General features: G+C 37.4%; 8 protein-coding genes. 4 read left to right on the top strand and 4 right to left on the bottom strand.

Going from position 1 to position 15,197, the window contains the following annotated elements:
• Positions 1–321: 321 nt before the first annotated feature.
• Positions 322–4,989, bottom strand: a complete 4,668-nt coding sequence (gene dnaE / locus NZD88_RS03695) for a DNA polymerase III subunit alpha (RefSeq protein WP_259827542.1) — start codon at positions 4,987–4,989, stop codon at positions 322–324.
• Between the two features lie 449 nt (positions 4,990–5,438).
• Here dnaE and NZD88_RS03700 point away from each other — a divergent pair, with 449 nt between their 5' ends.
• The 3 genes from NZD88_RS03700 (at position 5,439) to NZD88_RS03710 (ending at position 10,873) form a co-directional block, all read left to right on the top strand.
• Entirely contained in the window at positions 5,439–7,568 is a 2,130-nt protein-coding gene (locus NZD88_RS03700) for a S8 family peptidase (RefSeq protein ID WP_259827543.1), read from the top strand.
• Between the two features lie 75 nt (positions 7,569–7,643).
• Positions 7,644–9,716: an alpha-ketoacid dehydrogenase subunit alpha/beta gene (locus NZD88_RS03705; protein WP_259827545.1), complete on the top strand. Its 2,073-nt coding sequence runs from the start codon at positions 7,644–7,646 to the stop codon at positions 9,714–9,716.
• A 125-nt stretch (positions 9,717–9,841) separates the two neighbouring features.
• Entirely contained in the window at positions 9,842–10,873 is a 1,032-nt protein-coding gene (locus tag NZD88_RS03710) for a bestrophin family protein (protein WP_259827547.1), read from the top strand.
• Positions 10,874–10,875: 2 nt separating this feature from the next.
• Here NZD88_RS03710 and NZD88_RS03715 read toward each other — a convergent pair whose 3' ends face one another.
• Positions 10,876–11,334, bottom strand: coding sequence for an Lrp/AsnC family transcriptional regulator (locus NZD88_RS03715; RefSeq protein WP_169235606.1), 459 nt, complete (start codon positions 11,332–11,334; stop codon positions 10,876–10,878).
• 158 nt (positions 11,335–11,492) lie between these two features.
• Here NZD88_RS03715 and NZD88_RS03720 point away from each other — a divergent pair, with 158 nt between their 5' ends.
• Positions 11,493–12,719, top strand: coding sequence for an aminotransferase class I/II-fold pyridoxal phosphate-dependent enzyme (locus NZD88_RS03720; RefSeq protein ID WP_259827549.1), 1,227 nt, complete (start codon positions 11,493–11,495; stop codon positions 12,717–12,719).
• Positions 12,720–12,772: 53 nt separating this feature from the next.
• Here NZD88_RS03720 and NZD88_RS03725 read toward each other — a convergent pair whose 3' ends face one another.
• Both NZD88_RS03725 and NZD88_RS03730 read right to left on the bottom strand, forming a co-directional pair.
• Positions 12,773–13,777 (bottom strand): glycosyltransferase family 2 protein, encoded by a 1,005-nt coding sequence (locus NZD88_RS03725; RefSeq protein ID WP_259827551.1) that lies wholly within the window; start codon positions 13,775–13,777, stop codon positions 12,773–12,775.
• A 231-nt stretch (positions 13,778–14,008) separates the two neighbouring features.
• A complete protein-coding gene (locus tag NZD88_RS03730) occupies positions 14,009–15,172 on the bottom strand; it encodes a THUMP domain-containing class I SAM-dependent RNA methyltransferase (RefSeq protein WP_259827553.1) in 1,164 nt (387 codons plus the stop codon).
• Positions 15,173–15,197 lie beyond the last annotated feature (25 nt).

A 15,197-nucleotide genomic window follows, 5' to 3' on the forward strand; every position in this document is an offset into this window, starting at 1 on the left:
AATTAAATTAGGGAGGTAAATGTAGACAAATATTTCACTTAAAATCAAAAATTATCTTAAAATATTAAACCAAAACACATAAATTATTTGTTTTATTATCTAAACTTAAATACATGTTTAATTTTAACTTAAAATTCACAATCGCAATACATTTAAAATACACTTGATTATCAATACATTACAATTATATTTAAAATCACCTAAAATGGAAAAATTCCAATTTAACATAAAATATTTTTTTTAGTTACCCCTCTCATTTTCAATTAAAAAAACAAAAAAAAGCGACAAAATGCCGCTTTTTATTTTAATATTTCACTATTCTTAATTCAGATAAAACTCATATTTATTAAGGAGCTGAATTTCCTTAATGAGATCTCCGTTCAGATCTACAGAATGTTTCATAGACTGAACTTCAATTTGTGAATCATCTTCAATATTTTTAATAAAGAATTTAAGTTTTTGATTCCCTTTATTCCGGTCAAGAACAGTCCTGAAAAACTCCAGATCTTCAGCACGGACATCCATGACGTCCATTACCAGGGAGATACTTTTTGCAAATCTTTCAAAAGCTTCCTGAAGCTCAATAACATCATTTACATTTACAAAGACTCTTCCGTCCTTCACCTGGGCAAACTTTATTTTAAAAATCACGAATCTCTGAACTTCCAGCTTTTCTTTCAATCGCATATAGTCCCGATCTCCCAGCCTGAAAGAATAAGACCCGGAATAATCTTCCAGCGTAACAAAAGCTACTTTTTCACCGCTTCTGAAACCATCTTTCACCACATACTCAGTAATCAAACCAGCAACTGTATATTCTTTTCCAGCGCCACCGTTTTCTCTTTCTTTTTGTAAAGTTTTCCAGTCTTTCTTTTTTTCCTCAAAAAGCTCTTCCTGCTTATTGGCAAACGCCTGCTCTTTGTATGCATCTACCTCATCAAGATTTAAAAACATGAAATTCCCTTTTGGTTCAGCCTTTTTCGTAACCTCTTCTATGATCTCTTCCTCACCTATGGACATTTCATCAGAAACAATTTCTATAAGATCCGCAACCTCATCAACAGTATCTTTTTCAAGAATCGGAACTACTTCTGCTACTACTTTTTCCTCTTCATCTTTTTCTAAAACTGCTTTTTTTGAAAGCTGACCCTGCATGAATTGATAATGATATTTAAACTCATCCAACGGGTGCGCAGAAAGATAGAAACCGATGATTTCTTTTTCTTTGTTAAGCTTATGCATATTCGGCCATTCCGGGCAAGGTGGCAATTTAGGTTGCTCGATCTGTACTTCATCGGCAAAATCAGCAAAGAGAGAGTGCTCCATTTCGTTTTTGCTTTCCTGGAAACTCTGCCCGTATCTGATCAGTCTTTCAAGATTTGTTTTCCCAGCCATGTCAATATCAAAATATTGACCTCTGTGGTAAGAACCTAATTCATCGAAAGCTCCCGCCAGCACTAAACTTTCCGCCACTCTTTTATTCATCTGAGAAGGCAAAATTCTTTCAAAGAAATCATAAACATTTTTGAATCTTCCGTTCGCCCTTTCCTTCGTAATACCCTCACTCGGGCCTTCTCCAATACCTTTAATCGCTCCCAATCCAAAACGGATCTGGCCTTTTTCGTTTACTGAGAATTTATATTGAGATTCATTAACATCAGGTCCTAAAACGTCCACCCCAATACTTTTACAATCTTCCATGAACATGGTAATCGATTCCGTATTGTTGATGTTGTTACTCATTACACTCGCCATGTATTCTGCGGGGTAATTTGCTTTCAAGTAAGCTGTATGATAAGCAATTAATGCATAACAAGTGGAGTGAGACTTGTTGAAGGCATATTCTGCGAAGGCCTTCCAGTCATTCCATATTTTATTTAACGGATCTTCGGCAAGATTGTTTTTCTTACCGCCTTCGATGAATTTCGGGTACATTTTATTCAGTACATCAATCTGCTTTTTACCCATCGCTTTTCTCAATGTATCGGCTTCACCTTTTGTAAAGTTGGCCAGTTTTTGAGACAGAAGCATTACCTGCTCCTGATAAACGGTAATTCCGTAGGTTTCTTTTAAATATTCTTCGGTTTCGGGTAAATCGTAAACAATTTCTTCAATTCCGTGCTTTCTGTTGATAAAGTTCGGGATATATTTAATAGGACCCGGACGGTAAAGGGCATTCATGGCAATAAGATCGGCAAAAACCGTTGGTTTAAGCTCTCTCATGTATTTTTGCATCCCCGGACTTTCATATTGGAAAATCCCTACCGTTCTTCCTTCCTTAAATAATTGATACGTTTTGGTATCATCCAAAGGAATATCATCCGGATTGATATCTACATTATGCCTTTCTTTAATCAACCTTAAAGCATCTCTGATAATCGTCAAAGTACGAAGCCCCAGGAAGTCCATTTTCAGAAGTCCGGCACTTTCCGCCACCGAGTTATCGAACTGAGAGACCAAAATATCGGCATCTTTAGCAGCAATCGTCACCGGAACCAGATTACTCACATCTTCCGGCGTAATAATAACTCCACAAGCGTGAATACCTGTATTTCTGATACATCCTTCCATTTTCTTAGCACTCGCAAGCACATCAAAACGGGGATCATCAGGACTGTCCAGAACATATCTCATCTCATCGACAAGCATTTGCTCTTCTGGCTTTAATTTATCATATTTGGCTAAAGCTTTTGCAATATTCATCCCTGGTGTAGAGGGAATAAGTTTAGCAATATTAATAGTATCTGAAATTGAAAGATCTAAAACTCTTCCGGCATCTTTAATCGCAGATTTCCCTCCTAAAACTGAATAGGTAATAATTTGAGCTACTTGATTTTTACCGTATTTTTCAACTACCCATTTGATGATCTTGTCTCGACCTTCATCATCAAAATCGATATCAATATCGGGCATCGAAATCCTTTCCGGATTCAAAAATCTCTCAAATAGCAAATCGTATTTAATAGGGTCAACATTGGTAATTCCGGTACAATATGCAACGGCAGATCCTGCTGCCGAACCACGTCCCGGACCAACCCAAACTCCCATTTTGCGGGCTTCGTTACAGAAATCCTGTACAATCAAAAAGTAACCGGGATAACCTGTATTGGCAACAACTTCAAGCTCAAAATCAAGACGTTCCTTAATTTCGTCTGTAATTCCTGTGTCAGCATATCTTTTCCTTGCTCCTTCGTAGGTTAAATGCGTTAAATACGCCATTTCACCACGTTTTCCTCCATCAACTTCATCTTCTGCATGAATAAACTCCTCCGGAATATCAAATTTTGGAAGTAAAACGTCTCTTTTTAAGGTATAAGGTTTAAATTTTCCTGTAAATTCTTCATAGGCATCAAAAGCATCAGGGTAATTTAAGAAAGCTTCTTTTATTTCATGGGAATTTTTAATAAAATACTCTCCTGAAGCAAGACCTCTTCTTTTACCAAACCCTTTACCAACAGGCGTTGTCAACTTTTCTCCATCTTTAATACAGCTTACAATATCCTGAATATTAGAATCGTCTTTATTGGTATAATAGGTTTCGTTTTGAGCTAAAATTTTAACATCATATTTATCTGCAAAATGCAGTAAAACATCATTTAAATGCTCTTCTTCGGGAAGATTATGGTTTTGGATCTGAACATAAAAATCATCCTCAAAAGTTTCTTTCCACCACTTGAAAAGCTCCTCCCCCTTTTGTTCCCCTGTATTTAAAATCGCATCGGGAATATCTCCGTTGATTCCAGAAGTCAGGGCAATTAATCCTTCTTTATATTGAGAAATCAACTCCCGGCTGATCCTCGGAACTCCAAAATAGAATCCTTTTAAGAATCCTATACTTGAAAGTTTTGCTAAATTTTTATATCCATCAAAATCCTTAGCCAAAAGAACAACCTGTGTTCTTCTGTCGGGATCATCTTTGGTAAACTGTTTCTGCTCGTAACGGTCTGAAATATAGAATTCGCAGCCAACAACAGGGATCAAAGGCTCAGAAACAGGTTCATCTTCATTAAATTCTGTTCCGTTTTCTTCTGCTTCCTGTTTTTTTGCTAAAAATTCTTTATACTTCTTTGAACGATCAGAATTGGCAGATTCCACTGCTGAAACGAATTTAAAAGCTCCCATCATATTCCCGATATCCACCATTCCTACAGCAGGAAAGTTTTCATCGGAAGCTTTTTTGATCAGGTCATTAATGCTGGACGTAGCCATTAAGGTAGAGAAAACGCTGTGGTTGTTAAAATTGAAATATTTTCCGATATCAACTTCGTCAATATTTCCGGTGTCAGCCTGTTTTTTCTTATTATTAAAATTGGCAACCTGTCTTCTGATAACAATATTAAACGGCTTTATCGGATCTGGATAAAGTGTTTTAAAGTAAGCCAGCTGATCTTCAGATATCTTCAGTACTTCGGCAGGAATCACTCCTATCCTCATCATTTCAAAGAATACCCTGGCGGTTGCATTTACGTCGGCAGCAGCGTTGTGGGCTTCGTCAAATTTATGACCGTACAGCTTTTCATACAATTCTTCCAGTTTGGGAGATTTATACCTTCCTCCTCTTCCACCACCAAGTTTACAATAGTCTGTTCCTAAAACCATGGTATCGGCCTTAGGTTTATCCTGAAGATTGTCTTTTAAATTTTTTCTGTAGAGCTCTGCTCCTACAATATTGTAATCGAATTCTACGTTGTGTCCGGAAACTACTCTTACCCTGTCCAGTACTTTAGAAAACTCTTCTAAAATCTCCTGGAGATCCTGTCCTTCTTCATTGGCTATTTTGGTAGTAATCCCGTGAATTCTTGCTGCATTAAAGGGAATATCATATCCTTCAGGTTTTATTATATAATCCTGATTTTCAATTAATTTACCATCATCATCATGCACCTGCCATGCAATCTGAACCATTCTTGGCCAGTTGTCTGAGTCTGAAAGGGGTGCATTGAAATTTTTAGGTAAACCGGTTGTTTCTGTGTCAAAAATTAAATACATATTAGTTTCTAACTTTTTTAAAAAAGAGAATGTAAAGTTACTTCATTTTTTCAAAAATTCAGCAGTAAAATACAAAGAAAGACTAATAACTTTTTACAATTTCTATCTTATAAATAAAAAATAAAATTTCATTTAAAAACAATGTTAGATACCGGCTAATATTGCCCATTTTTATTTGTATTTATCATTCTATTGTACTCTACCAAAAGAAAAGCGCAGCCAAAACACCGTCTCTGATCAATTTTGAAGTACAAATTCACATTTTAACAGAGCGATTAGCGACAATATTGCTTTTTTAAACGTATAAAAAACATCAAAAAACACAATACATATAAAATTATAAACATATTTATAAAAATAAATTTACAATTTAAATCAATCAACTAAAATACAGAACATTATATCTATATGTTCAATATCTTTGGCGTCTCAAAACACAATACAATTTAATGAAAAAAATTTTCATTCTAGTGGGTACCTTAGGTATTACACTAGGTAACGCACAAAAAAATGAAAACCTTAAAAGAGAGTTTGAGAGACAGACTGTTGAAAATAATAAAAAGCTCGATCTATATTTTCTCAAACACTACGGCAATAACAAAAACCAGGAAACATCAAAAGAAATTCAGGAAAAAAGAAGCACCCTCGCCGGTTTCCTGCCTGATGATAAACCTTACTTTCTGGAGGCTACAGATAAAGACCAGATTTTAAATTCAAATGCTGATTTTTTACAGGAGGGTAATATTTCAGGATTAACAGGTTCTTTTAATGGCGAAAATATCAAGTTTACGATTTTTGATGGCAGCTCTTCAACAAGCGAAGCAAGAGTCTATGCCGACCATATATTTTTTAATAATTTCCCCAACAGAATAAGCAACAAGGAAAGCAGCAGCTTCATCTATGGTGATCATGCAACTGCTGTTGCCGGATTTATCGGCGCCAAAAATTATCCCTCTACGATCACATCCAATAATGGAACAACCAAACAGGTCAATTTTAAAGGAATTGCTCCTAATTCAACGATAGATGCTTATTCCTTTGGAACAACCCCACTCCCTGGAAATTCTGCAGCCAGTAGTGTATTCCAAAAATTAGTGATTGCACAGCCCAATATATCAAATCATTCCTATGGCATCAATAGTGGATGGACCTACCGGCCGATTGCCGGAGTAGGAGCCTGGGTTTGGCAGGGAAGCTTTACAAGCCCCAACATTTATTATGACGCTCAGGGAGTTTATCTCACCAACGACCAAAATTATGATCGAATCGTCTATGACAATCCTTCATTCATTATTGTAAAATCTGCCGGTAATTTTTTTGGAGATGGGCCGCAAGCCAGTACTGAAAAAAAATATTATGAAAATTCCAACGGATATTTTGTGGAATTCTCATCTACAGATACTATACCTCCAAACAACTGCTCTCAAGGGTATGACTGCATTGGTACAGGTTCTTTGGCGAAGAATATCATTGTAGTGGGAGCAGCAGACATTGTTACCACCAACGGAGGCAGATACATCTCATCACCTGACGTCATACATTCAAGCTACAGCAGTGCTGGACCGAGGGATGATGGAGCTATTAAACCGGACATCATCGCGGTTGGAACAAACGTCAGTAGTGCCAACAGTGCCAATAACACAACGGGAAGCAGCATTATTACTACAGGAAGCGGCACCTCTTTTTCAGCCCCGGTTGTTACTGGAATTATAGGACTTTGGACACAAATCAGCAAACAGCTATTTTCAGGACAAGTTTTAAATGCAGCCTCTGCTAAAACATTAATGATACATTCAGCATCAGAAGCAGGAAATACAGGTCCCGATCCTCAATTTGGCTGGGGTTTTATTAATGCGAAAAAAGGGGCAGAACTATTGGTAGGAAAATCAAATAATACGGTTCTTTTTAATGACGAGAAGCTCGATAATGGCACTATCAATCAGAAAAGCGTCATTGCTTCCGGCTACGAACCACTAAAAGTAACCTTATCCTGGATAGATCCTGAATTCACTAATTTCGGCAGTCTCTGGACTGAAATTCATAATGATCGAAATTCCAAACTGATCAACGACATTGATGTAAGAATTATAGATACTGTCACCAATACGGTATACACTCCGTGGAAACTTAATCCTCTCAGTCCCATGGTACCTGCCACCAAAGGAGACAATACAGTAGACAATGTGGAACAGATTATTATAAATGCCCCAACAGGAGGCAGAAAATACCGGATTGAAATCTCTCATAAAGGAACATTAAAAGACAATTCAGGGGCTACGGCACCTCAAAACTATTCAATTATCATAACTGGCCAAAATGGAGTTCTTGGAACCGCTGAAGCTTCACTTTTAAGTAACCTATCTGTGGCACCAACTATTACAAAAGATAGGGTTTATGTATTGAAAGCACCTCAACAATCTGTATTCACTGTTTATGATATTTCAGGTAAAAAGATACAAAGTGGTATGATTAGCAGTGATAAAGAACCTATAGATTTTTCAACCTTCAATAACGGAATTTACATCATTGAAATAAAAACCGGAAAAGAGGTCATTTCTAAAAAAGTCATTAAGGAATAACCCTTTAGCTCCTATAATTTTTACAAAACACTAACAAGCGTTAGTGTTTTGTTTTTTTGTGTATATTTGCTTCCTATGGAAAATACACTTCACGAAAAAGTTTCTCAGGATATTTTGCTTAAAGCGTACAATCATATGATGCTGGCTAAAGCTATGGCGGATATCTATGAAGAAAACAGAAATATATGTAAATATGTTCATAGTACTTCAAGAGGTCATGAAGCCATTCAATTGGCCACTGCTTATCAGCTTAAAAAAGAAGACTGGATTTCTCCTTATTACAGAGACGAAAGTATTCTTCTGGGTATCGGTTTTGAACCTTATGAATTAATGCTTCAGCTGCTTGCCAAAGCAGAGGATCCTTTTTCAGGTGGAAGATCGTATTATTCTCACCCTTCAAGCCGTGATGAAAACAAACCTAAAATCATTCACCAGAGTTCTGCAACAGGAATGCAAACCATCCCAACAACCGGGGTTGCACAGGGGATAAAATATATTCAGGATTTCAATTTACAGACCTTCGAAAATAACCCTGTTGTGATATGCAGTCTTGGGGACAACTCTGTAACAGAAGGTGAAGTAAGTGAAGCTTTACAGTTTGCAGCTCTACACCAACTTCCTATTATATTTCTGGTACAGGATAATGAATGGGGAATTTCTGTGACCAAAGAAGAGGCCAGAACCTGTGATGCTTACGATTTCGTGGCAGGGTTTACAGGCCTTAGCAGAATGCGTGTAGATGGAACTGATTTTGTGGAAAGTTTCGAGGCCATGAAAAAGGCTGTCGATTTCGTAAGAAACGAAAGAAAACCAATTGTGGTTTGTGCTAAAACGGTTCTTATCGGTCATCATACATCAGGGGTAAGAAGAGAATTCTATAGAGACGAGGAAGATTTAACAAAACATAGAGCTAAAGATCCGGGTGAGATCCTTAGAAAACAACTTCTGGAATCAGGGACGGACGAAGATCTTCTAAAACAGATTACTAAAAAAGCCCGTCTTGAAGCAGAAGAAGCTTTCGAAAGAGCACAAAATGCTGAAGACCCGAAACCTGAAACCGTTATGCAGCACGTTTTCGCTCCTACTCCGATCACGGAGGAAACGGGAACGCGCGAACCTGCAGGTGGTGAAAAAATCGTCATGGTAGACGCAGCTATTCATGCGGTTCAGGAAATAATGTGGAAACATCCTGAAGCCCTTCTTTACGGACAGGATGTGGGAGAAAGAATCGGAGGTGTTTTCAGAGAAACGGTTACTTTAGGAAAAAAATTCGGAAGTAAAAGGGTTTTCAATACCGCTATTCAGGAAGCGTATATCATTGGATCAACCGCTGGAATGAGTGCTGTAGGATTAAAACCTATCGTAGAAGTTCAGTTTGCCGATTATATTTATCCGGGAATCAACCAGCTGATCACTGAAATCTCAAAATCCAGTTATTTAAGTCAGGGAAAATTTCCTGTAAGCAATATCATCCGTGTACCGATTGGTGCTTACGGAGGTGGCGGACCTTACCACAGTGGAAGTGTTGAAAGTATTTTAGCCAATATTAAAGGGATTAAAATCGCTTATCCAAGCAACGCAGCTGATTTCAAAGGTTTATTAAAAGCAGCCTATTACGATCCGAACCCTGTAATCATGCTGGAGCACAAAGGTTTATACTGGAGTAAAGTTCCGGGAACTGAAGATGCTAAAACCATTGAGCCGGCAGAAGATTACATCCTTCCTTTTGGAAAAGGCAAGGTGATCATTGAAGCGGATCAAAATGAAACGGAAAAAGGAAGAACTTTACTGGTTGTCACCTATGGAATGGGAGTTTACTGGGCAAAAGAAGCGGTTAAGAATTTTAACGGAAGAGTTGAAGTGATCGACCTAAGAACTTTAATTCCTCTTGATGAAGAACTTGTTTTTGAAAGGGTAAAAGCACACGGAAAATGTATCGTTCTGACGGAAGAACAGCTGAACAACTCATTTGCCGAAGCATTTGCGCACCGTATCTCGAAAAACTGCTTCAAGTATCTGGATGCTCCTGTGGAAACAATGGGATCTCTGGATGTACCAGCTGTTCCGATCAATCTGGTACTGGAAAAAGAAATGCTTCCAAACGCTGAAAAGCTTAGCAAAAAAATCGAAGAAATGCTGAAATATTAATCAGCCATATGAATTATATGAAACCTCTAATTTTTTAGAGGTTTTTTTATTACATTTAATCAGCATTAAAATACCGCTTTTGGTATTTCTTTTGTTTATATGCACATCAAATTTCACACAGCAATATGATCACCACAAAATACGTCAACTACAAACAGGTTTTAAACTTATCCGGCATTCATTTGATCTGGATTTCGATTTGGTGTACATTGATTACAGGTCTCTTTTATTTTTTTAACTGGCACTGGATGATCATTCCCTGGGTTCCGGTTGCATTGATTGGTACCGCAGAGGCTTTTTTAGTAGGTTTTAAAAATAATCAGGCCTATGACAGATTGTGGGAAGCACGAAAAATATGGGGTGGAATTGTGAACTCAAGTCGCTCGTTCGCCTCCATGATCTATGCTTTTGACACCGAAAATGAAGGAACAGGGTCATTTGAGCTGGAAGACCGAAGAAAAAGAATTATTTACCGTCATATTGCATGGCTTTATGCTTTCCGTGAACAGCTTCTGGTTCCTGCAGAATGGGAACACATCAGTAATGAAGAGGATCAATTTAAAAGTATTGATCTTAAACGTCACAGACTGATCAAAGCAGGCTTTCCTGACTACGGAAGAACACCTATCTTTTTACATAAATACCTTTCAGAGGAAGAATTTGAACTGCAATCGGATTATAAAAATTTCGCCACTTATCTGATCTCAAAGCAAGCCAAAGAGATCAACGAATTAAAAAATAAAAAGATCATTTCTGAGTTTAACCAGGTACAACTTCAAAACTGCTTAAACGAGTTTTATAATTATCAGGGGCAAGCCGAAAGAATTAAAAAATTCCCTTCACCAAGGCAGTTTGCCAGTACTGCATTCGTATTTAACATCCTTTTTATCCTCTTGCTTCCGCTAGGTTTGGTAAATGAGTTTGCCAAATTGGGTGACTGGGGAATCTGGACTTCCATTCCTTTCTGTATTATTATCGGGTGGATTTATATTATTATGGAACTGGTAGGTGATTATTCTGAAAACCCTTTCGCCGGATTAATGTTTGATGTTCCGATGCTTTCTATTTGCAGAGCTATAGAAATCGATCTTTTACAAATGGGTGGAGAAACAGACATTCCGGAGTCCATTTCATCTAAAAATGGAGTTTTAGTATAAATTTAAAGCACAATCGCGGTTGTATTTTTAACCTCAGAGATCATAAAAGAGCTGTGGGTACTCGCTATATGCTGAAGTGCCGTTAATTTACTCAGCATAAAATTACGGTAATCCTCCATATCTTTCACGCCTATTTTAAGGATATAGTCGTAATCGCCACTTACATGGAAGCATTCTGTAACTTCCTGTAGATTCATCACTTCTCTCTCAAACTGGAGTACAAATTCTTTTTTGTGCTGGGTCAATTTGATGTGGCATAACACGATAAAATCCCGGTTGATCTTGTGCCGGTCCAGCAACGCTACATATTTTGAAATCACACCAAGGTTTTCCAGCTTTTTTATACGTTCATAAACAGCCGTTACAGATAAACCAAGCTTGTAAGACAGTTCTTTGGTGGTCTGTTTGCAGTCTTCCTGCAGGAACAGAAGCAGTTTTTTATCAGTTTCATCAAAATTCATAGATAAATTTTTGGATAAAGTTTAACAAATTCAAATATAATAAACATATTTTCTATTCAAAACAAAAATATTAGATTTATATTCTACATATTCAAATATATGTTGTAATAATTATGAAAACAGAGCATATTTAGACCGACAAATAAAATCTAAAGCTTATGGAAAATTTTAATGCGGCTAATGAGATCCAGGATCTGCAATATTTTGGCGAATTCGGAGGTGTAAACCCATCGATTTCTGACAGCTCTACGTATACGTTCCTCTCTGCAAAAACAATGTTTGACACCTTTGAAGGGAATGCTGAAGGATGTTATTTATATTCCAGACATTCATCCCCAATGAATCTGTACCTTGCACAAGCATTGGCTAAAATGGAAAACACAGAGGCTGCCAACGTTACAGCATCTGGCATGGGAGCTATTACTTCTGTTTTGATGCAGGTATGTAAAAGCGGCGACCATATTATTTCCAGCAGAACCATCTACGGCGGAACTTACGCTTTTCTTAAAAACTTCCTTCCTCCTTTTCATATTGACACTACTTTTGTAGACATCAGCAATTTTGAGTCTATAGAAAATGCAATAACACCTAATACCAAAGTGATTTACTGTGAAAGTGTAAGCAACCCGCTTCTTGAAGTGGCAGACCTTAGAAGACTTTCTGAAATCTGTAAAAAACACAATTTAAAACTGATTGTAGATAATACATTCTCCCCTCTTTCTGTTTCGCCTACATTATTAGGTGCTGACATCGTCATTCATAGTTTAACCAAGTTCATTAACGGAAGTAGCGATACGGTAGGTGGTGTATACTGTGGAACTCAGGAATTCATTAATGATACCAAAAATGTCAATAACGGAGCATGTATGCTGTTGGGTCCAACGATGGACAGTTTCCGTTCTGCAAGTATTTTGAAAAACCTGAGAACGCTTCACATCAGAATGAAACAGCACAGTCACAACGCGATGTACCTTGCTGAAAGATTTGAAAAAGATGGGCTTAAAGTTTCTTATCCGGGACTGAAATCCCATAAGAATCACGAACTGATGAAAAGCATGATGTATGAGGAATACGGATTTGGAGGACTACTTACGGTAGATGCAGGCACCACTGACAAAGCGAATGAGCTGATGGAAATGATGCAGCAGGAAAACTTAGGCTACCTGGCAGTAAGTTTAGGATTCTACAAAACTTTATTTTCATGCTCGGGAAGTTCTACTTCATCGGAGATTCCGGAAGAAGAGCGTGAAGCCATGGGCATATCAGACGGACTGATCAGATTCTCAATCGGACTAGACCATGATATCGCCAGAACTTATGAAAAAATGCGGGAATGCATGCTAAAAACAGGCGTTCTCAACCATGAAACTCTATACATATCCTAATTTTATTGTTATAAAAGCTGTCGGAATTTCTGACAGCTTTTATTTTTTTTAATCTATTTTTTATGGAAATGTTTCGGGAAAGCATCTTCGGGCTTCATTCTGAAAATATTCAGGAGCACCCATGATTTAAGAAAACCGTATCCGTAAGAAAACATCTGGATGTAGGTAGAGATGACCGCCATTCCGGCAATGCTTATATTCCTCGTCACGATCATGGCATGGAATAATACAAGGAAGGTATACAATCCGTAAAACGCCAGAATAATACCTCTTCCTAAAATAAAATATTCTATAAAGCCTAAAATATACCCTAGCATAAACAGTGTTGGAAATGCAAATGAGATCTTGACATAATTAGGATGCCTTTGATTGAGAATGGGTCTTGCACATCCAAACTGATAGACCTGCTTAGAAAACTTACCCAGATCCACCCTTCTCTTATGATACACTGCGATATCGTCGAAAAATGCAGTCGTAAAGCCTTTCTCCCAGAGTGTCATCGACAGATCCGGATCTTCCCCGATTCTCATTTCGGAAAAACCACCTACCTTTTCAAAAACGGCTTTGTTTACCCCCATATTAAAACTTCTGGGTTGAAATCTGGATACCGCTTTTTTACTCCCCCTGATTCCTCCCGTTGTAAAAACTGAGGTCATGGAATAGGAAATTGCTTTCTGCATCAGGTTAAAACCTTTGTGAGCCTTATCTGCTCCTCCGAACGCATCACATGGAATGGTTTCTATATCTTTTTTAATATTTTCGATATAATCTTTCTCTACGATCACGTCGCTGTCTACAAAAAGCAGCCAGTCATTCTGGGCTCTCTTCGCACCGTAATTTCTGGTAAGACCGGGACCTGAATTGTCTTTTCTGAAGTATTTGATCTCTAATATTCCATCAAAATTCTGAATAGTCGGCTTAAGATCAATAAGAGAACCATCGTCTACGATAATAACTTCAAACGCTTTATCTGTCTGAAAAGTCAAAGAATTTAGAAGCTCAAAAAGTTCGTCTTTTCGGTTAAAAATAGCAACAACGATGGAAATAGTAGGTCTCAAATTGAAAATTTTTCAAAATTACTTATTCGCTGAGGAATCCGCAAACAGTTTAACAGCTTATTCAAAGAAATTAACTTTTATACAAAATCAATATGATCTACCAATTAGTTAGGGAATTTTACGGAAAGATTATTTTTGATAATATATAAGATTCCAAGTTATGCTTTTAATTCGGGTTTACACAAAAACAAAAAACCTTCCGTAAACAGGAAGGTTTCTATATAAAACTGATTATTCTTTTTCAATTTTATGAAGCTTTTTCGTTCCTTCATACATTTCGTACTGTAAAAATCTCGTTTCCAGTTTCCCGTTGAAAAGCTTGATTTTTCTCGAAGGGCGTAAACCAATTTTTTTCACCGCCTCCAGATCTGAAGAGATCAGCCAGACTAATGTATTAGGATAGTTTGTTTTGAATGTATCACCGATTTTTTTGTAGAAATCCTCATCATTAATAGAAATTCTTTCATCGTAAGGCGGATTGAAAACCATTAACAGCGGGAAAAGGTCTTTTTTGGATTCAAAGAAGTCTTTTGTTCTCAATTCGATCACATCTTCCATTTCTGCGGCTTCGATATTTGTTCTGGCCGCATTCAGCATTCTACCGTCAATATCATAACCCACGATCTTTCCAGTAAACTCTCTTACTCTGTTTACTCTTACTTCTTTGATCTTTGCAAAAAGATCAGCATCATAATTCGCCCAGTTCTGGAAAGCAAATCTCCTTCTGAAAATCTGTGCAGGAAGATCCAATGCAATCATGGCTGCTTCAATAAGAAGAGTCCCCGAACCGCACATTGGATCCAGGAAGTTTCCTTTTCCATCCCAGCCTGCCAGCTGAAGCATTCCGCTTGCCAGCACCTCATTGATAGGTGCTTCACCCTGTTCTTTTCTGTACCCTCTCTTAAATAGTGCATCTCCGGAAGAGTCCATAGAAACCGTTACCAATTCACGGTCAATATGCAGGTGAAATTTGATGTCAGGACTTTTTGTTTCTACATCCGGACGTCTGTGGAATTTATCCTGAAAATAATCCACAATAGCATCCTTCATTTTAAGAGTGACGAACTGAGAATGTTTGAATGTCTCAGAATTTACCGTAGCATCAATCGCGAACGACTGATCAACATCCATATATTCTTCCCATGCAATGGCTGAAAGTTTTGTATAAAACTGATGCTGATTAAATGCTTTAAATTCAAAAACAGGAATTAATATTTTTAATGCTGTTCTTGCAGAGTAGTTAATTTTATAAAGAAAACCGAGGTCACCTTCACAATTGACCGCACGGTTTTTAATTTCAACGTTCTTTCCGCCTAATTTTTTGATCTCTTCAGCAAGAATCTCCTCCAGTCCGAAGAATGTCTTTATCTGAATCTTTAGATTTTCTATGTCCATAAATTATTATTAAAAGATTTAACAA

Origin of the sequence: Chryseobacterium pyrolae, from assembly GCF_025153485.1 — a bacterium.
Taxonomy (GTDB): Bacteria; Bacteroidota; Bacteroidia; order Flavobacteriales; family Weeksellaceae; genus Chryseobacterium; species Chryseobacterium antibioticum.